The sequence below is a fragment of the Schleiferilactobacillus perolens DSM 12744 genome (assembly GCF_001435585.1).
Taxonomy (GTDB): domain Bacteria; phylum Bacillota; class Bacilli; order Lactobacillales; family Lactobacillaceae; genus Schleiferilactobacillus; species Schleiferilactobacillus perolens.
Map to the genome: position 1 here is coordinate 176,502 of NZ_AZEC01000002.1, position 18,394 is coordinate 194,895.

Annotated in this window: 16 protein-coding genes; 4 read left to right on the top strand and 12 right to left on the bottom strand. The window is 48.2% G+C overall.

Going from position 1 to position 18,394, the window contains the following annotated elements:
* Positions 1 to 3: 3 nt before the first annotated feature.
* Both rnjA and FD09_RS03010 read left to right on the top strand, forming a co-directional pair.
* Positions 4 to 1,689, top strand: a complete 1,686-nt coding sequence (gene rnjA / locus FD09_RS03005; RefSeq protein WP_057818174.1) for a ribonuclease J1 — start codon at positions 4 to 6, stop codon at positions 1,687 to 1,689.
* 96 nt (positions 1,690 to 1,785) lie between these two features.
* Positions 1,786 to 2,790, top strand: coding sequence for a diacylglycerol/lipid kinase family protein (locus FD09_RS03010; RefSeq protein ID WP_057818176.1), 1,005 nt, complete (start codon positions 1,786 to 1,788; stop codon positions 2,788 to 2,790).
* 58 nt (positions 2,791 to 2,848) lie between these two features.
* On the opposite strand, the gene FD09_RS03015 is transcribed toward FD09_RS03010, so the two are convergent.
* The 10 genes from FD09_RS03015 to FD09_RS03060 all read right to left on the bottom strand — a co-directional run bounded on the left by FD09_RS03015 (position 2,849) and on the right by FD09_RS03060 (position 12,946).
* Positions 2,849 to 4,063 carry a GNAT family N-acetyltransferase gene (locus FD09_RS03015; RefSeq protein ID WP_057818178.1) on the bottom strand — a complete coding sequence of 405 codons (1,215 nt, stop codon included), beginning with the start codon at positions 4,061 to 4,063 and terminating at the stop codon, positions 2,849 to 2,851.
* A complete protein-coding gene (gene recD2, locus FD09_RS03020) occupies positions 4,063 to 6,519 on the bottom strand; it encodes an SF1B family DNA helicase RecD2 (RefSeq protein WP_420806835.1) in 2,457 nt (818 codons plus the stop codon). Before recD2 ends, FD09_RS03015 begins: the two co-directional genes overlap by 1 nt.
* Positions 6,479 to 7,156 carry a tetratricopeptide repeat protein gene (locus tag FD09_RS03025; protein ID WP_057818182.1) on the bottom strand — a complete coding sequence of 226 codons (678 nt, stop codon included), beginning with the start codon at positions 7,154 to 7,156 and terminating at the stop codon, positions 6,479 to 6,481. Before FD09_RS03025 ends, recD2 begins: the two co-directional genes overlap by 41 nt.
* 20 nt (positions 7,157 to 7,176) lie before the next feature.
* Positions 7,177 to 7,839, bottom strand: coding sequence for a histidine phosphatase family protein (locus FD09_RS03030; protein ID WP_057818184.1), 663 nt, complete (start codon positions 7,837 to 7,839; stop codon positions 7,177 to 7,179).
* 115 nt (positions 7,840 to 7,954) lie between these two features.
* Complete coding sequence (mnmA, locus tag FD09_RS03035) at positions 7,955 to 9,079, bottom strand: tRNA 2-thiouridine(34) synthase MnmA (protein WP_057818186.1); 1,125 nt, start codon at positions 9,077 to 9,079, stop codon at positions 7,955 to 7,957.
* A gap of 354 nt (positions 9,080 to 9,433) precedes the next feature.
* Positions 9,434 to 9,781 (bottom strand): DUF1831 domain-containing protein, encoded by a 348-nt coding sequence (locus tag FD09_RS03040; RefSeq protein WP_057818188.1) that lies wholly within the window; start codon positions 9,779 to 9,781, stop codon positions 9,434 to 9,436.
* A 76-nt stretch (positions 9,782 to 9,857) separates the two neighbouring features.
* Positions 9,858 to 11,027 carry a cysteine desulfurase family protein gene (locus tag FD09_RS03045; protein ID WP_057818191.1) on the bottom strand — a complete coding sequence of 390 codons (1,170 nt, stop codon included), beginning with the start codon at positions 11,025 to 11,027 and terminating at the stop codon, positions 9,858 to 9,860.
* A 347-nt stretch (positions 11,028 to 11,374) separates the two neighbouring features.
* Entirely contained in the window at positions 11,375 to 12,067 is a 693-nt protein-coding gene (locus FD09_RS03050) for a 5'-methylthioadenosine/adenosylhomocysteine nucleosidase (RefSeq protein ID WP_057818193.1), read from the bottom strand.
* A gap of 26 nt (positions 12,068 to 12,093) precedes the next feature.
* Positions 12,094 to 12,354 carry a hypothetical protein gene (locus tag FD09_RS03055; RefSeq protein WP_057818195.1) on the bottom strand — a complete coding sequence of 87 codons (261 nt, stop codon included), beginning with the start codon at positions 12,352 to 12,354 and terminating at the stop codon, positions 12,094 to 12,096.
* On the bottom strand, positions 12,344 to 12,946 hold the full coding sequence (locus FD09_RS03060; protein WP_235812198.1) for an NUDIX domain-containing protein: 603 nt from the start codon (positions 12,944 to 12,946) through the stop codon (positions 12,344 to 12,346). Before FD09_RS03060 ends, FD09_RS03055 begins: the two co-directional genes overlap by 11 nt.
* A gap of 164 nt (positions 12,947 to 13,110) precedes the next feature.
* Here FD09_RS03060 and FD09_RS03065 point away from each other — a divergent pair, with 164 nt between their 5' ends.
* Entirely contained in the window at positions 13,111 to 13,839 is a 729-nt protein-coding gene (locus tag FD09_RS03065) for a 5-bromo-4-chloroindolyl phosphate hydrolysis family protein (RefSeq protein ID WP_057818197.1), read from the top strand.
* Positions 13,836 to 15,059, top strand: coding sequence for a toxic anion resistance protein (locus FD09_RS03070; protein WP_057818199.1), 1,224 nt, complete (start codon positions 13,836 to 13,838; stop codon positions 15,057 to 15,059). The genes FD09_RS03065 and FD09_RS03070 overlap by 4 nt, the downstream gene beginning before the upstream one ends.
* 74 nt (positions 15,060 to 15,133) lie before the next feature.
* Here the strand turns inward: FD09_RS03070 and FD09_RS03075 are convergent, their stop codons facing one another.
* Both FD09_RS03075 and ileS read right to left on the bottom strand, forming a co-directional pair.
* The gene (locus FD09_RS03075) at positions 15,134 to 15,355 is read right to left on the bottom strand and encodes a cold-shock protein (RefSeq protein ID WP_057818201.1); all 222 of its coding nucleotides are present in this window, start codon (positions 15,353 to 15,355) and stop codon (positions 15,134 to 15,136) included.
* 24 nt (positions 15,356 to 15,379) lie between these two features.
* On the bottom strand, positions 15,380 to 18,166 hold the full coding sequence (ileS, locus tag FD09_RS03080; RefSeq protein ID WP_057818204.1) for an isoleucine--tRNA ligase: 2,787 nt from the start codon (positions 18,164 to 18,166) through the stop codon (positions 15,380 to 15,382).
* Positions 18,167 to 18,394 lie beyond the last annotated feature (228 nt).

The following is an 18,394-nucleotide window of genomic DNA, read 5'->3' on the forward strand; positions in this document are numbered from 1 at the left end:
TACATGGCCATTCACATTAAGAATAATGAAGTGGCCGTTTTCGCCATCGGGGGATTAGGCGAAATTGGCAAGAACATGTATGGCGTTCAATTTCAAGATGAAATTATCGTCATCGATGCCGGTATTAAGTTTCCAGAAGATGATTTATTGGGGATTGATTATGTCATTTCCGACTACCAATACCTGGTCAATAATCGGCAAAAGATCAAGGCACTGGTGATCACTCACGGTCACGAAGATCACATCGGCGGAATTCCGTTCCTGTTGCAACAGTTGCCGGAAATTCCCATCTATGCGGGCCCCTTGGCCTTGGCCTTAATCAAGAGCAAATTGGAAGAACATAACCAATTACGGACGACAGAGTTGCATGAACTAAACGAAGATTCAGAACTCCGCTTTCGTAAATTAAGTGTGACGTTCTTCCGGACGACCCACTCCATTCCAGATACTTTGGGTATTGCAGTGCATACACCTCAGGGTATCATTGTGCAGACTGGGGACTATAAGTTTGATTTGACGCCGGTGGGCGACCAACCCGCACCTAATTTGCAGCGCATGGCGCAACTTGGCGCAGATGGTGTGCTGTTATTAATGTCCGATTCGACGAATGCCGAAATTCCAACATTTACAAAATCCGAACGGTTTGTTGGGAATTCCATTCGTCATATCTTCGAAAAAATCGAAGGTCGGATTATTTTCGCGACGTTCGCGTCAAATATTTCGCGAATTGCTCAGGCCAGCGAAACTGCCATGGCTAATGGCCGTAAAATTGCGGTTTTCGGGCGGAGCATGGAAGCAGCGATTGCCAATGGCCGTGAATTAGGTTATTTACACATCCCTGACGATGTCCTAATTGATGTCAATACACTCAACCACTTACCCGCTAACAAGGTGATGATTCTTTGTACTGGTTCCCAGGGTGAACCTATGGCGGCACTATCCCGCATTGCGGCTGGTACACATCGGCAGATTCATATTCAACCCGATGACACCGTCGTCTTTTCTTCTAATCCGATTCCAGGGAATACAACTTCCGTCAACCATACGATCAACTTGTTGGAAGAAGCCGGTGCCCATGTCATTCATGGGAAAGTCAACAACATTCATACTTCCGGCCATGGTGGGCAGGAAGAGCAAAAGCTGATGTTACGGTTGATGAAGCCCAAATACTTCATGCCGATTCACGGTGAATATCGAATGCTGAAGATCCATACGGATTTAGCTGAGCTTTGCGGTGTGCCTAAGGATCGTTCGTTCATCATGGAGAATGGTGACATGCTCGCCCTCACCAAGGACTCGGCGCGTATTGCCGGTCATTTTGCGGCTGATGACGTGTATGTCGACGGCAGTGGCGTGGGTGACATCGGTAACGTCGTACTCAAGGATCGGCGCATGTTGTCTGAAGAAGGTCTAGTGGTTGTGGTGGCCACGATTGATTATCAACATGGCAACATCTTGGCCGGTCCAGACATTCTTTCCCGCGGTTTTGTCTACATGCGGGAATCCGGTGAATTAATTGGGCAGGCACAGCGTCGAGTATTCCGCGCAATCCGCACCACCTTCAAGGGTGACAATACACCGACAGAGGGCATGGTGCGAGATGCCATTACCGATACGTTGCAGGATTTCTTGTTTACCAAGACGGAGCGTCATCCGATGATCCTACCAATGTTAGTGAATGCTCAGTAATTTCGTTTGCCGACCAATCAGCGTTTATTGAAGCTGATTGGTCTTTTGTTTGTTATTTCGGCCCGGTAACGGGTTAGGAGAGGTTGACCGACGGGAATGGTTGTCAAAGAGCAAACTTCGGTGCATTACGCGATCTTGGTGAATACCCACGCCGGTAACGGCAACGCGGGCAAAGTTTGGCCTGCCCTGCATAACCATTTACAAGCCTCAGGGGTTTCTTTTACTGTCTTTGAGTCACAGTATCCCGGCCATACCACTATTTGGGCGCGTTCGCTCACCCGGACAGAACAACACACTGACCCGCAAACTGTGATCTTAGTCATCGGTGGGGACGGTACACTACACCAAGCTGTTAACGGTGTCCAATCTGCCCTGCAGGATAATCCTAAACTCAATCCCCTCCCGATTGCGTATGTGCCCTCAGGTTCCGGAAACGATTTTGCCCGGGCGGTGAAATTACCGCAAGATCCGATCGTTGCTTTAAAACAAATACTGGCTGTTCGCCACCCTGGATTCCTGGACATCGGTCATTACTTCGATCACCGTCACCAGCGCAGTGAGTTCTTCACCAATAATGTCGGTGTCGGTTTTGATGGCCGTGTCGTCACGACGACGAACTACTCGCGAGTAAAAAGAGCGCTGAACGTCATTCACTTGGGTGGATTGGCGTATCCTGTTCACTTTTTTGGCGCGTTATTCAAACAGCGGACTTTTTCGGTGCGAATTCACAGCGCTCAAGGCACCCAACGATTTTCCCAGGCGTGTTTAGTCACAGCCACCAATCATCCTTTCTTTGGCGGTGGTGTTGCAGTTGCTCCCACTGCCTCCATGGTCGATGGCAAATTAGATCTCGTCATCTTGGAACAGACCAATATTTTCCAATTTTTTTACCTCTTTGCCTTAATGGTGCTGTTTCATAATCACCTCGATCAAAAACACGCCCATCATCTGGTGGCTGATGAATTAGATGTGACCTTTGGGGATGCTGAATTTGGTCAAGAAGACGGTGAAATAATGGGCCGGCACACGTACGATTTTTCTTTCGATGTGCACCAACAGTTGTTTTGGCTGCCGCTGACCGATCACGAACCAAATGCATAGTACGACAAAAAATGACCGGGACACTAATGAAGTGTCCCGGTCATTTTTTGTATCTGCATCAGAAGTAATCGGAAAAATATGGTGTTTCTGTCGGGATGATGCGTTCCAAGAGCTTAATCGCTGAACGCGATCCCACCAGGCGTTCAATCTGTGCCAAATAAGATGGCCGTCTGTAACTCATCAACATTGTTGTAAGTGTCTGGACGTTACAGGCTACACCTTCCCCCACTGGCCGGCGGGTGATATGCGCTTTTTCCTCTTTATCCCAATATACACCAAAGACACCGTTATTCCAGTCAGCCAACGGGTCATTGATTGTAAAATGGATCGGTGCCGAACCGGGTTCAAAGGGAAACTGTTTGAGGAATTGCTCAACATCCACAATTCTGCCCATGAAATAAGGCTTGATTGTTTCCGTGATATCCCCATCATCCAGTAAGAATGCCAATGGTTCATCTTTGTAAATATTCCCTTTTACATGCGTGATCATTGAGAAGTGGGCACTGATGAAGTTCCATAGGGCCACCCGAGCTTCCTGATTTAAATAAATCATCTCTTTAACATGGAAGACCTCATCGGCAATCCAATACATGACATAGCCAGTGGGCCGTTCCTGAGCATCATAGTAAATACCCACAAATCGTTCTTCTTCATTTTCCCAACGCCAATATTCATCCCAGTTCAATTGGTTACGGATCATCGCTCCATGGGTTTGGTGCGCAAATTGATCATATGTCTTAAATACATCCGGATCATCAATTTCGCTGCGTTCGACATGCCCTGGAACAATTTCTTGTTTTGGCAGCTGGGTGTCACGCACATTGAAAGTCAGATGATCCGAAATGATTTCCCACCCCTTCTTTCGATAGAACGGAATGGAATACGGATATAAAAACGAAATCCATTGTTTATGGGCGCGCATATGGTTCAGTCCCATTTTGATCAGATCATGCATTAAGCCGTGCCCGGAATACTCTGGATAAGTCCCTACCCCGGTCAATCCGGCCATATCGTATAAAACACCGTGAATATTCACGCGGCAAGGGTAAATCGCCATCGAACTCACTAATTCGTCACCCTTAAACCAGCCAATTACATCAGACTCTTTAATGACGGGTAACTTGGCCCGCACGATTTCGCCACTCTCATAGCCACTATCTACTAACTCCTGATCAGTGACTTGAAATACATATCGAAGCAAATCATTATACTGACCAACTTCGTTTACTGTGACGGGACGTATCTCTAATTGATTGCGTATCTCGTCCATCATTATCCTTCCTTATCATCATCTTGCACCATAAAATCTTGCGGTGTCACATGGGCCATCCCAATCATGGGGTCGATTACATGCTGTAATATCATCTTGTATGTCAGCGGCGGTGCCGGCGCTTGTGATATCTCCGCCGGCTCTGTGCTTGGATTAGCTGGTTCGTCTTCTTTGCTCACTGCGCCAAATTGTTGCTGCAGGCGTTGTGGCAGTGTGGTGGTTCGTTTAGCTCCCGGCGTTTCGATAGCTCGCCGGACAGCAACTTCTTCTCCCACCATGATCAATAACCGCTCAGCCCGGGTAATCGCCGTATACAACAAGTTGCGCTCCAGCATACGGCCATATTCATGGACCACTGGCAAAATAACCAATGGGAATTCACTTCCCTGGGCCTTATGGATGGAGGTGGCATAAGCCATGGCGATGTGATTAAAGTCGCCACGGCCATAATCTACTTCGGTTTCGTCGAAAGCAACAGTCATCCGGTCCCGATGCTGTTTATCTTGCTTGGCGGGAGTGATGGCCGTGATGCGACCGATTTCACCATTAAAAACATTGCGTTCTGGATCGTTTACGAGTTGCAGGACCTTGTCGCCGATCCGATAATGATTTATCCCCACCACAATTTCTTTGGTATTATCTGGGGTACTTGGATTTAATATTTCCTGAACCACTTCATTCAGATGATTCACACCGGCCGGTCCCCGATACATTGGTGCCAGTATCTGGATATCCATCGGCGTGAACCCTTTCAGATGAGCGCGGGTCACGATTTGGCCAATTACCTCTGGCACTTGCCCGGCAGAAACGGCGAAAAAGCTGCGATCAGCCTGATTTTTGAACAATTCTGGAGGAGTGTCCCCTTCATTAATCGTATGGGCCAACGCCACAATGGAAGAACCGGCCGCTTGCCGATGAATTTTGGTGAGATACGCCGCCGGTAACACACCACTGTTCAATAAATCGGCAAATATCTGGCCTGGCCCCACGGACGGTAACTGGTCTTTATCCCCCACGAGGACTAATTGCGTACCGGGAGTGACCGCCCGCACTAATTGACGAAACAGAAACATATCCACCATGGACATCTCATCAATAATGATCAACTTGGCGGTAAGCGGTCCCGGTTCCTTAAACATTTCACTGCGATCGCGCCCGGTCAAACCCAGCAGACGATGGATCGTGCCTGCGGGCAGGCCAGTTAATTCGGTCATCCGCTTAGCCGCCCGGCCAGTCGGTGCGGCTAATTGAATTGGAAAAGGTGTTTCTGTATAATCTTTGGGATCCAAAGACACTTGATGCAATTCTGCATACGCCGCAATTAAGCCGCGAATCACAGTCGTTTTACCGGTTCCTGGCCCGCCGGTCAGGAGGAAGACTGGTTGCGTCAACGCTGTTGTCAGTGCGGCGACTTGACTATCATCGTACGCAATGTGCAATTGCTTGGCCGCTGCCAGCACTGTCTTCTTCACTTTTGTCATCGTCAGCTTAGGTTTAAGCGGCGCAGTGCTTAAAGTATGCAAACCACTGGCAATCTGCCACTCTGCTTCATAATAACTGGCGAGATACAAACGACCGGATTCTGAAATCACCGTCTTGTCCTGCACCATCTGGGTTAAAACGTTCGCCAATTCGGGCAGTGTCGGCAATGGGGACATCACCCCGCCGCTAAGAATATGCTCAGCGACCCGCAGGAGGAGTTCTGCGTTCGTATAAATGGCGCCTTCGTCATTGTTCAATTGAGCAAAAGCCGCCGTAATGGCACACTGCAGACGCCGACTATCCGTAGGGCCGATTTCAAGCGACAGGGCAATACTGTCTGCTCTTCTAAAGCTGACCCCCATCACGTCTGTCACCAGACGATAAGGATTCTCCCCCAGCTTTTCTAACGTGGCCTCTTGATACCGCTGATAAATCGTGCTCGCTAAACTTGCTCGGACACCCCACGCATTCAACTGCAACATGACCCGCTCCATGCCGTATGTGCGTTTCAAGGCATCGACAAAATCATCCCGGACAGTTTTTGCCAACCCCACTCCCGCCAGTACGTTGGGATCTTTCACAATTTTAGTAATGGCGTCCGTGCCAAGCCGATCCACGATCCGTTCAGCTGTTTTTGGACCAATTCCCTTAAACTGCTTTTCTGACAGATATTCGATTAACCCTGCTTTGGAGGTGGGAGTTTCTTTTTCATATCGGTCAGCCGCAAATTGATGACCGTATTTGGGATGATTGACCAAATGCCCCACACACTTTAAGGTGTCATCCTGTTTCACTTCCCCAAATGTACCTGTGACAACAATGTCATCGTCGTCCCAAGCCACTGATATTTTCTCAATGTGTAACAAGATAATCTTGAAAAAATTGGTGGGATTTTGAAAGAAAATACTACGGACTTGGCCGGTGACCTCTGCCTGTTCACTCGCCGGCATCTGGTTGAGACCCCTTTCCTTGATCATGAAGCATCGTGCCGATATCTTGAAACAAACTTTCCTGGTGTTTGAATTGGTGTGGATCTAATGCCTTAGCCCGCGCCATTGCTGTCTGGCCGGCTGCCACTTGACCATCGCCAAGAAGGGCCACTGCCAGATCAAAATGCGGTTTGAACTGGTGCGGCGCTAATTTGACCGCCTCTTGCAACGCTGGAATCGCCAACGACCACTTTTCTAAGGCACTTAACACATCACCATAAAGCAATTGATAGTCGCTATCCGTGGGTCGCTTCTCGACTGCGGTTAACGCAAATGCCAGCGCTTTGGGGAATTGTTTCTGGTTGAAAAAAATTTGTGCTTGAGTGTATGCCTTGTCACTCAATAATTCCGGCGCGTTTACTTGATCCAACAACTTTTGTGCGGCGGGATACTCGATCGCTGTCGTATAAACCACTGCCAAATTGTATTGAAGCAATGGATCATTGGGCATTAGGCCAAGTCCCTTGGTCAAAAGAGCCGCTGCCTGTTTCAAATCGTGTTGAGCAACTAATAAATGAGCCAGTTCGATAATTGCTGCCCGATCTTTGGGATCCCTGTCAATTTGCTGCACGAGGGCATGGACCTGAGCAGCCACTGTTGAAGGTGCTGCTTGATTATGAACCATCGTGGCTGTCTCCTCTCTGGTCAAATCGTATCCGTTTTTGTCAGTGTTTTATGCAAATAACTCGTTTCGTTCCACTTCACCAGCTGGAAACTTTGGCCAGCATCTTCAGTCTTAATAATCGTCGTGGAAGTATTGGTCAACCCGCCTTGTTTACGAATATCTGCTAACGGCGTGCCCAGCAGCGATTGAATTAATGCAGTTAAAGCCGCGCCATGACTCACCAAAATAATCCGGCCATCACCTGTCCGATCCCGCTTTATTACTTTGTTGACTACTCCGCGCATCCGTTGAATGACTTCAGGAAAGGTCTCACCATCAATCGGGCGCGGATCATAAAGTGCCGGTTCAGAGCGAAATGCTCTAATCTGGCTGGGAAAACGTTGTTGGACATCGTGGAAACGCATTCCCTCCATTTTTCCCAAATTGAACTCACGCAAACCTTCATCAATGTAAATCGGAAATGTTTGTGCGAGTTGTTCTTGCAAGAAAATAGCGGTCATCTTGGCTCGCGGTAACGGGCTCGTGTATAGCGCCGCATAACGGTGATCGGCCAAAAAACGGGCCAGCCTTTCAATATCCGCGTAACTTTCCGGCAGTAATGGTGAATCACCGTGACCACCCTGATAGCGGCCCTCTAAATTCCATTTCGTTTTTCCATGACGAATAAAATATAACGTAGTCATTAAACACTGACTCCTTTGCAATAAATGCTTTGCTTTCCATTATAGCAGAGACTGCGGAGATAACTAAAAAAATCCCGTCTGCATCCAACGATGCAAACGGGACATTAATTACTGGTTAGACATACTGCAACTCACGCTCATGGGTAAAGGCATGGTCGATCGTCGCCCCGCCCAGACACTCGTCACCATCGTACAAGACAACGGCCTGGCCAGGAGTAATCGCCCGCACCGGCTCGTCGAAGTCAACGGTCATTTGACCATCAGCCTGTAAATGGACAGTGACACCGACATCGGGCTGGCGGTATCGGAACTTCGCGGTGCAGTGGAAATCATTGCCCCGATTATTTGGCGCAATAAAGGTCGTCCCTGTCGCCGTCAAAGAAGTGGCATAGAGCCGCGGATTGTGAAAACCCTGATCCACGTAAAGAATATTCTTGGCCAAATCTTTCCCAACGACGAACCAAGGCTCGTTAGATGTACCGTTTCCCCCCAGACCAAGGCCAGAGCGCTGACCAATGGTGTAATGCATGAGACCGGTGTGCTCACCCATCTCCTGACCATCGGGAGTCATCATCTTGCCCGCCTTGGCTGGCAAGAACTCGCTTAGAAAATGCCGGAAATTGCGCTCCCCGATGAAACAAATACCGGTGGAGTCCTTCTTATGGGCGGTTGCTAGCCCCGCTCGCTCGGCAATTTCCCGGACATGGGGCTTCTCCATCCCGCCGATGGGGAACATGGCCTTAGCCAGTTGCTCCTGACTGATCTGGGACAAGAAATAAGTCTGATCCTTATTACCATCAGCACCACGTAACATGTGGGCGACACCATCAGTGTCCACCATTTTCTGGGCGTAATGCCCCATCGCAATGTAATCGGCATCCAGCTTCTCGGCATACTCTAAGAATGCCTTGAATTTGATTTCCTTGTTACACATCACGTCCGGATTCGGGGTACGGCCGGCCTTGTATTCGGTTAAGAAATATTGGAATACGCGATCCCAGTACTCTTTCTCGAAATTGACTGAGTAATACGGAATGCCGATTTTTGCGGCGACTTTGGCGACATCTTCCCAATCTTGGGTTGCTGTACATACACCATCATCATCGCTGTCGTCCCAATTCTTCATGAATACACCGATGACGTCGTATCCCTGCTCTTTCAGCAATAATGCACTGACGGAAGAATCGACGCCGCCGGACATACCCACGACAACTCGGGTTTGTGCGTTTGGCTTTGTCATTAAGTCACCATCTTTTCTAGATTGACGGCGGTAAAAACAAAAGAATGTCTGGAGGACCCGTGCCAAAGCTGCGCAATCTCCGGTGTTCTGGGGCTGGAACGCTGTGACGGCGCTCTGAGCCCGCAAAGTGCGCGGTCTCAAAGACGCCTAACCACATCAGCGCAAAAAGCGCGCTGTGTGGTTTCCACAGCTGAGCCCCAGAACACCTCCGATTGCTCCACATTGGCACTATATCCACTCAAACACAGAATTCTTGCCCTACCACCGTTTTATGAACACAGGTAATACGAAAAAATATTACCCACTTACTCGCGTTCATTTCCACGATTTGAAGGTCGCAAAACTTACGCAATTTTATTTTTCAACAGCCTCTAAAATGTCCCGTTGAATTAAATTGTCAATAATGAAGTGATACTGCTCTACAGCACCCTTGGTTTCTTGTTTCTGGAAAATATTGACGGCACGCATGCCGGAGACATCCGTGACGGTCATTTGTAATCCAGAGAAGTCTTTGGCAATGGTGACTTTGATACGGAATGACGGTGAATAAGGCCCTTCCGTACTCAGTGAACGATCGAATTGAAAGTTACCATTGCGACTTTCCGTGAAGCCAACATCCATTAAGGCATAGCGCTTAATGCCCGGGGCTAATTTGTAGGCGACAGAATCCCCCATTACTTTTGCTGTTTCTTTAATTGCCATGATTACTCACGCCTTTCTGACTTTTCATTTCCTAGTATACCGTACTTTTAGGAATGAAAGCGCCTCGTTGGGTCAATTAGGAGAGGACTTGGGCGTTTTTTGTCTGCATTTTACCGGCAATTTGTACGAGCTTTTCTGCAAAATCCTGAATTTGGGCACCAGTATTAATACTGCCAAAACTAATGCGAATCGATTCGCGTAAACGCGGGCTGTCCGATCCAAACATGGCCGTTAACACATGGGAAGGCTCTAAACTGCCTGCTGTGCATGCTGAACCGCCGGAGACAGCAAAACCTGCCAAATCCAGATTCACCAGCAAAGCATCTGTCGGCACACCGGGGAGCCATAGGTTCAATACATGCTGCAACTCGGTGGGTGCTAAGGAACCATTCACTGCGAATTTGATACCAGCGTCTTGCAAAGCACCCACAATCATCTGCTTGAAATGGGCGAATTGCGCTTGGCGGGCGGCCTTGACGGCCGGGGTCAAAGCTTTAACAGCTGTCGCAAAACCAATTACACCAGGGACATTTTCGGTACCTGCGCGCCGCTTTTTTTCTTGGTCGCCACCTTTGATCAAGGGCTTGAAGTGGACATTGTCTGATTCAAACAAGAAACCCATAAACTTCGGCCCATTAATCTTATGTGCGGAAGTGGATAGTAGATCGATATGATCCGCGACAACATCGATATCTGTCAACCCGTACGCCTGCACAGCATCCGTGTGAAACCACGCCTGATGATCCTTAAGCAGCTCCCCGATCTCAGCGATCGGTTGACGACTGCCAACCTCGTTATTGCCATACATAATGGAGACTAAAATCGTATCGTCACGCAACGCAGCCGCCACATCGGCCACGGCCACATGGCCAGTCTCATCCACCGGCAAATACGTCACATCAAAGCCCAGGGTTTCCAAATACTTCATAGATTCCAGGATCGCCTTGTGCTCAATCTGGTCAGTGATAATGTGCTTGCCCAAATGTTGCCGTGCTAAAGCGGTCTGGACCACTGCGGTATTGTCGCTTTCACTACCGCCACTGGTCAGCACAATTTGGCCAGGTTGGGCATTGATCGAGTTGGCCAAAACGATTCGCGCATTCTCCAATGCCTGCTTTGCATGCCGACCAAAGAAATGAGTGGAACTGGCATTCCCCCATGTCTCCTGCTCTGCTTGGCTAATCGCTTGGATCACAGCCGGAGAAGGCGGCGTTGTCCCCGCATTGTCCAAATAAACTGGTTGCATCCAATCACTCCTTTCTAGACAAAAATAACGTTAGCAGATTCTGCTAACGAAAAATAAGTGTACCATGGGTTTCACGATGGAACAAGTGTGCTTAATAGCACCGGACCATCGTGCAGTAACTGCAATGGATTGAATTGTGGTCGTGTATAGTGCCAATGCGGAGCAAGCGGAGGTGGCAGGGGGCTCAGTGGTGAAACCGCAATAAACTTGCCCCGGTCCTGGGCAAGTTTATATGCGGTTAGGCGACTTTGAGACCGCGTTCCTCAGCGGGCTCAAAGCGCCGTCACCACGTTCCAGCCCCCTGCCACCGCAGCTTGCGTAGTATTGGCACGGCAAGTAAAAACAAACTAAGCCATGTTTTCCACAAACCGAATGAAAGTCTCCGCAGATCGCTTCCCCGCGTCCACAATGAACGCATCGAAACTAACCTGCGCTTCTTCATTCCCATTATCACTCATCGCTCGAATAATCACGAAAGGCGTATGGAACTCATGCGCCGCCTGTCCCACAGCCGCGCCTTCCATCTCCGCAGCCAATGCCTGGGGAAAATTCTTCTTAATTTGCGCGATCTGACTTTGCGAAGCAATAAACTGATCGCCAGTGACAATCAACCCCTCATGCACAGCTTGGCCTTTTGTTGTCGCCGCCTGCGCAAACTGCTTGACAAAAGTCGGATCAGCCTCAAAGATTTGCGGTTGATCCGGTAATTGACCAGGTAAATAACCAGCCGGTTGCAGATCTACGTCATGGTAAGCCACACCAGTGGAAATCACCACGTCACCAACCTGTAACCCTTCACCAATTCCACCTGCTGAGCCAGTATTGACAATTAAATCCGGTTTAAAATGAGCCAACAACAACGCTGCGTTAATACTGGCCTGTACTTTACCGATTCCGCTTTCAATCAAAACTACCGATTGACCGTGCATTGTTCCTTCATCAAACACACTCGTCCCAATGGTGACTTGTTGACGATCGGCCAATTGGCCTCGCAATACCCGGATTTCTTCTTCCATGGCACATAACACACCGATTTTCATTCAATTGCTCCATTCTTTTCATTAAACTAATCCACAAACCAGAGGATCAAAAATACGATGATCAGGCCTACCACCAAACCCAAGATGGCCCAATTAAGGCGTACTTTTAACCGATGGCTGTGGGCTTCGGCCAACTCTCCTGTCAAAGCGCGGGCTTTGCGCCGTTGATCCTGGGCGTACGCTTTTTCGACTGCAATTCTCTTAGCGTCACGGGCCTTAAATGCGTCCCGAGGGCCAGCAGGTCGTTGCCCTGCGTCGTTTGGTGCCTTCTTCCCTTTACCCCACATGGCCATTCTCCTGGACATTTGTCCGTTGTAATGCCCACCAATAAATGGCAGTGATTGTCTTGGCATCCACAATTCGTCGATCAGCCATCGCTGCTTGGGCATCCGCCAGCGATAACCATTCCACAGTCAAAAACTCGTCATCATCCAATGGCCGTTTGTGGGCCACCGGTTGAATATGAGGTGCATAGTAGAGATGCAGCAGCTCTGTGGAATAACCGAGACTAGAATAGAATTGCGTAATTTCTTTCATCGGGACGGTGGGGCCATACCCAATTTCTTCATTTAATTCTCGCTGAGCGGCAGTCACGGGATCATATTCACCAAGATCGAGCTTGCCTGCTGGGATTTCTAGTGACAACCGCTTAATTGGTTCACGCCATTGCGTGACAAACGCCGCTTGGCCGGCTTCGTTCAACGCCAATATGGCCACTGCGCCATGGTGATGGATAATCTCCCGCTTGGCTTTGGCACCATTCGGTAACCGCACTTCCTCTAAATGAAGAGACAGAATTGAGCCGTCATACAATGTTTGATCACTAATCTGTGTTTCTTTAAGTCGTTTCTCATGCACAGCAAAATGGTTGTCGGTCAACACAATAACCTCTTTCCGTTTCTGGATCGCTGTTTCATTTTATCGTGGATACACATAAACCACAACGGGTGCCGACTACCGAGGGTAAAATCCTTCTTTAGCCCGACCCCGTTACGTCGCTTTCTATGCTAGACTGATTTTGTTGAGACAAAGGAGGCATCGCCATGAGCCGCAAAGATCATTTTGGATCTGGCACCCGAGGAATATTGATGTTGCTGGGTGTCTTTATCATGCTTGGTGGCGTCGTTCCCATGTGTGCCGGAGGCCGGCACAATACGTTATTAGGAATAGGAGCGGTGTTCATTATTATGGCATTCTTATTTAGAAAAAAGCGCAAACCAACAAATGTATCACCTAATCCCACACCACCATTATCAAAGAAAATGCAGGCCCACTATCACGAACTGGGTATGCAGGACGAAGATATTGCCTTTTTCCGTGCTCAGATGGCGGAAGCCAAGGAGAAAATTGACCATCTTCAAGCCAGTATCGAAAAAAGTCCAAAACTCAAAGCAGTCGATTTAAACTACGGCATGGTACGCGTTTCTCAAGCGATGTTCCAGGCAATCGTGGATGATCCGATGAATCTTTCCAGTGCTGGTGATTTTCTTTATCGTCATTTACCAAATTTGGTCAATTTAACAGACAAATATATTGAAATCTCCCATCATGAGGTTAAAACTAAGGATACCTGGACAGTATTGGCGAAGAGTATCGAAGTGATTACCCAGTTGAGCCAAACTATTCAGGATGATTATACGGCTTTTGTCCACTCGGATATCACGGACATGGATGCTGAGATTCAAACAGCTACCAAAAACATTCATGACCATGACCAGTCAGATGAGGCTGTCCCTCATGAATCTGCTGAAGGAAAGGATCAAACTAAATGAGTACAGACGATAAACAATCAAAGCCCACAACCGCACCGGAAACGGACAATATGTTAGAAGGTTTGCTCAGCGATCCGTTCAGCGAAAAGATGCAAGCGCCGGCAGCTGCTGCGGATGAAAACAAAGACAGCGAAGCAGTGGCATTAATCGATAAGCTGCCTGCCGCTGAACAGGCAAAAGCCCAGGAATTGGCTGGCCAAATCGACGTCCACAATCAGGAGGCGGTCATGAACTATGGTGCAGCAGCCCAAAAGCAATTGGGTCAATTCTCTCAGAGCATGCTGAACCAGGTACAGAGTAAAGATACAGGTGCGATTGGGGATTCTTTGACCGATCTAATGTATCGCTTGAAGGAGGCCGACCCGGAAGATCTCCGGGCTGAAGACGCAAACGTATTTCGCCGCTTATTCGGCAAAGTCAAAAAGTCGATCTACGAAACAACGGCCAAATACCAAAAAATTGGCGCTCAAATTGACGGTATCGGCGGTAAGCTGAACACTGAGAAGAATGGATTATTGGCTGATAACCGCGTATTGGAAGAACTTTATCAAAAAAACAAAACGTATTTTGATGCGCTCAATATTTACATTGCTGCCGGTCAACTTAAAATTAAAGAATTAACCGAGACAACGATTCCCGAGATGGAGAAAAAGGCGCAAAACAGCAATGACCAAATGGCTTTGCAAGAGGTCAATGATCTGAATCAATTCAAAGTCCGGCTGGAAAAACGAACCTATGATTTACAATTGGCGCGGCAAATCACACTACAGCAGGCACCTCAAATCCGGTTGATTCAAAATACCAACCAGGCGTTGGCGGAAAAAATTCAAGCTTCCGTCAATACGGCTATTCCTCTTTGGAAAAATCAAGTGGCCATTGCCCTCACCCTCTTGCGGCAAAAGAATGCCGTGACTGCTCAGCGTCAAGTATCGCAAACAACGAACGACTTACTCAAGAAGAATAGTGAGATGTTGAAGATGTCTTCTATCGAAACGGCGAAAGAAAACGAACGCGGTGTCGTAGATATCGAAACCTTACAAAAGACGCAGAATGATCTGGTGGAAACACTCAACGAAACATTGCAGATTCAACAAGAAGGCCGGGAAAAGCGGAAGAACGCTGAACGTGAGTTAGATACGATGGAACAGGATCTCAAGCAGCAGCTGCTCAATTACACCCACGGTCATCAAACCTCTGCGGAAGGCCACCGAGAAGTTTAGAAGTCGTTTCAATTCCACATAAAAAGCGCAACCCATGGAAAAATCATGGGTTGCGCTTTTTTGATGGCTAATGCTTATTGCCCCGTTGCTTGTTGCGTAACCAGCGATACCTCTGCCGCCTGGGGACCATTCTTCCCTTCAACGACCACAAACTGGACATGTTGACCGGCATGAAGGGTCTTATACCCCTCTTCAATAATTCCAGTAAAGTGAACGAAGATATCTCCTTCAGTGGGCGAAGTAATAAAGCCGAAACCGTGATGCTCATCGAAACTTTTCACGACACCATACAACATATGCATTTCCTCCGTGATTCTCACTTACGCTTCCAACCCCGTCTCTTTGGTTTCTGGAAACGCTGCCGCCACTATTTTAGCACATCGGCCGCACAATTCGGGATAATCTTTATCAATCCCAATATCTTCCCGAGTCATCCGACACCGTGGGCATACTTCCCCAGGCGCATGACTCACCACAATGGTGGCATTGTCATATTGATCACCATCGGCGGGTTTAGCCGCTGCAGCATCTGCAATGGTCAATTTAGACACAATGAGCAGTTGCGCCACATCGGTGTTCAGATCTGATAATAATTGTGCAAGATGCTTATCCGGATAAATTGTCACCGCCGCTTCAAATGATTTACCGATATCCTTGCGATTCCGGGCTTCTTCAAGAGACTTCAGCACTTCATCGCGGAACTTCATGAATTCTTGCCACTGCGCCAAAGTATCGTCAGTGTCTGGATACTGTTGGACGACAGGCATATCCGCCAATGCCGCATAATCCTCGTCTTCCTTCAGGAAAGTCCATACTTCTTCCATCGTGTACGGCAAGATTGGCGTCAATAACCTAGTCAACGCGCTTAAAGCGGCGTACATCACCGTTTGCATCGCCCGCCGCTTCGGATCATTTTCAGCCTCGATGTAAACCACATCTTTGGCAAAATCCAAATAGAAGGCAGATAAATCATTTGTTAAGAATGCATTGACGGTCTTGAACACCTTGGTAAAGTCATAAACCTTGTAGGCATCCAGTGACGTTTGCACAACCTGATTCAGGCGCATCATCATATATTGGTCCACAGTGCGTAATTCGCCAAACGGTAAAGCGTTTTTCTTCGGATCAAAATCAGTAGTGTTAGCCAACATATACCGCAGCGTATTGCGGATCTTACGATAACTTTCTGCGATTTGCTGTAAAATACCCATCGACACGGGTACGTCAGCACTCGCATCCACTGATGCCACCCATAACCGAATGATATCGGCACCCATCTTGTCGGATACCTCCGTGGGAGAAATGCCGTTGCCGGCGGACTTACTCATCTTGTGCCCCTTGGTATCCATGACGAACCCTTGGGAAACTAGCTGCCGGTACGGCGCATGGCCAGTGACTGCCACAGAAATGATCAAGCTAGCATTAAACCAACCACGGTATTGATCAGAGCCTTCCAAGTAAAGGTCCGCTGGGAATTCCAATTCTGGTCGTTGTTTCAAAACAGCCTGTGAGGAAGAACCGGAATCAAACCACACATCCATGATGTCCTTCTCTTTGGTGAATTTGCCGTTTGGTGAACTGGGGTGTGTAAAACCAGCCGGTAATAAATCTTTTGCATCCCGTTGGAACCAGACATTGGAACCGTATTGGGCAAACAAATCCGCGACGTGTTTGATGGTCTCCGGCGTAATGATCGGATCACCATTTTCTGCATAAAAAATGGGAAGCGGTACACCCCACGCGCGCTGCCGGGAAATGACCCAGTCACCGCGATCTTTGATCATGTTGTACAACCGAGTCTTACCCCAGCTGGGCATATAAGTGATTTGATTAATTTCATCTAAAAGCCGCTCGCGAATCGGTTCGATGGACGCGAACCATTGCGTGGTCGCCCGGAAGATCACTGGTGTCTTGGTTCGCCAGTCATGGGGATAACTATGGGTGATCCATACCAGCTTCAATAAACTACCATTTTCTTTCAGCTGATCCACGACCTTCTTGTTGCCATCATCGTAGAACATGCCCTCGTAACCAGGGGCTTCTTTAGTGAAATGCCCTTGAGCATCTACCGGTGACAAAATTGGCAAGTGGTACTTCATACCAACATTGAAGTCATCCGTCCCGTGGCCAGGGGCGGTGTGGACTAGGCCGGTCCCTTCATCCAATGTGACATGATTGCCCAACGTCAGCAATGAAGTACGGTCATAAATAGGATGTTGGGCAGTCATGTATTCCAACTGAGCACCCTTAAATGTCTTCAATACCTCGACGTTTTCCCAACCGAGCGTCTCTTTCATGAAATCCAAGCGGCCAGCGGCAATGACATATTTCTTGCCATCCGCTTTAATTTGTACATAGTCAAACCGCGGATTGGCCGCGATTGCTTCGTTGGCAGGAATCGTCCAGGGTGTCGTCGTCCAAATAATGAAGCTTGTATCTGTGTCCAGCAAGCCTTTGCCATCCACAACTTTAAATGCGACGTAAATGGACGGCGCCTTAATATCGTGATACTCCACTTCCGCCTCAGCTAATGTGGATTCGGATGACGGTGACCAAAAGACCGGTTTTTTACCCTTGTAAATTAAACCTTTCTCGAACATTTGGCCGAAAACGCGAATCTCTTCCGCCTCATAAGCCGGATGCAAAGTGACATATGGGTGATCCCAGTCGCCTAAGACCCCTAATCGTTTGAACCCTTGCCGCTGTAAGTCAATTTGGCTCTCTGCAAATTTGGCACAGAGCTCGCGATAGGCAGCCAGGTCCATCGTCTTTCGGTCGACACCTTGTTTCGTTAACTGTTGTTCGATCGGCAAACCATGCGTATCCCAACCAGGAATGTACGGTGCGCGCTTGCCATTCATCGCATTGAAACGAACGATAATGTCTTTACTGATCTTGTTTAAAGCGTGCCCCATGTGAATCTCACCATTGGCGAATGGTGGGCCATCATGCAAAATAAAAGTGGGTTTGCCCTCATTTTTCTTTTGGATTTGTTCGTACAGATGGTTGTCTTCCCATCCCTTTTCCCATTCTTTTTCCCGGACAGGTAAATTACCCCGCATGGGAAACTTGGTTTTCCCCAAGTTCAATGTATCTTTGATCCGCATAGCAGCGCGTCCTTTCTAAAATAACGTAAAAACAAAAAAAGAGACCCTGTCTCTAGGACGAAGATCTCGTGGTACCACCTATTTTTGGAAAGTAAACTTTCCCTCTTGCGATGGATAATGGCATCACCCGATATCCGTGAGTGATCGCTTGGGCAACAGCACTGTCGATCTTCCACCATCTACCGACTCGCTGAAAGACTGTCCGCCTAAGTTCTGGCTCACATCATC

Bases quoted from the DNA above. Each gene is read 5' to 3' on its own strand.
- FD09_RS03045 (WP_057818191.1), bottom strand. From the start codon at position 11,027: ATGCAACCAGTTTATTTGGACAATGCGGGGACAACGCCGCCTTCTCCG.
- FD09_RS03030 (WP_057818184.1), bottom strand. From the start codon at position 7,839: ATGACTACGTTATATTTTATTCGTCATGGAAAAACGAAATGGAATTTA.
- FD09_RS03010 (WP_057818176.1), top strand. From the start codon at position 1,786: ATGGTTGTCAAAGAGCAAACTTCGGTGCATTACGCGATCTTGGTGAAT.
- FD09_RS03015 (WP_057818178.1), bottom strand. From the start codon at position 4,063: ATGATGGACGAGATACGCAATCAATTAGAGATACGTCCCGTCACAGTA.
- recD2 (WP_420806835.1), bottom strand. From the start codon at position 6,519: ATGATCAAGGAAAGGGGTCTCAACCAGATGCCGGCGAGTGAACAGGCA.
- mnmA (WP_057818186.1), bottom strand. From the start codon at position 9,079: ATGACAAAGCCAAACGCACAAACCCGAGTTGTCGTGGGTATGTCCGGC.
- FD09_RS03040 (WP_057818188.1), bottom strand. From the start codon at position 9,781: ATGGCAATTAAAGAAACAGCAAAAGTAATGGGGGATTCTGTCGCCTAC.
- FD09_RS03025 (WP_057818182.1), bottom strand. From the start codon at position 7,156: ATGGTTCATAATCAAGCAGCACCTTCAACAGTGGCTGCTCAGGTCCAT.
- FD09_RS03075 (WP_057818201.1), bottom strand. From the start codon at position 15,355: ATGTTGTATGGTGTCGTGAAAAGTTTCGATGAGCATCACGGTTTCGGC.
- FD09_RS03065 (WP_057818197.1), top strand. From the start codon at position 13,111: ATGAGCCGCAAAGATCATTTTGGATCTGGCACCCGAGGAATATTGATG.
- ileS (WP_057818204.1), bottom strand. From the start codon at position 18,166: ATGCGGATCAAAGATACATTGAACTTGGGGAAAACCAAGTTTCCCATG.
- FD09_RS03050 (WP_057818193.1), bottom strand. From the start codon at position 12,067: ATGAAAATCGGTGTGTTATGTGCCATGGAAGAAGAAATCCGGGTATTG.
- FD09_RS03070 (WP_057818199.1), top strand. From the start codon at position 13,836: ATGAGTACAGACGATAAACAATCAAAGCCCACAACCGCACCGGAAACG.
- FD09_RS03055 (WP_057818195.1), bottom strand. From the start codon at position 12,354: ATGTGGGGTAAAGGGAAGAAGGCACCAAACGACGCAGGGCAACGACCT.
- rnjA (WP_057818174.1), top strand. From the start codon at position 4: ATGGCCATTCACATTAAGAATAATGAAGTGGCCGTTTTCGCCATCGGG.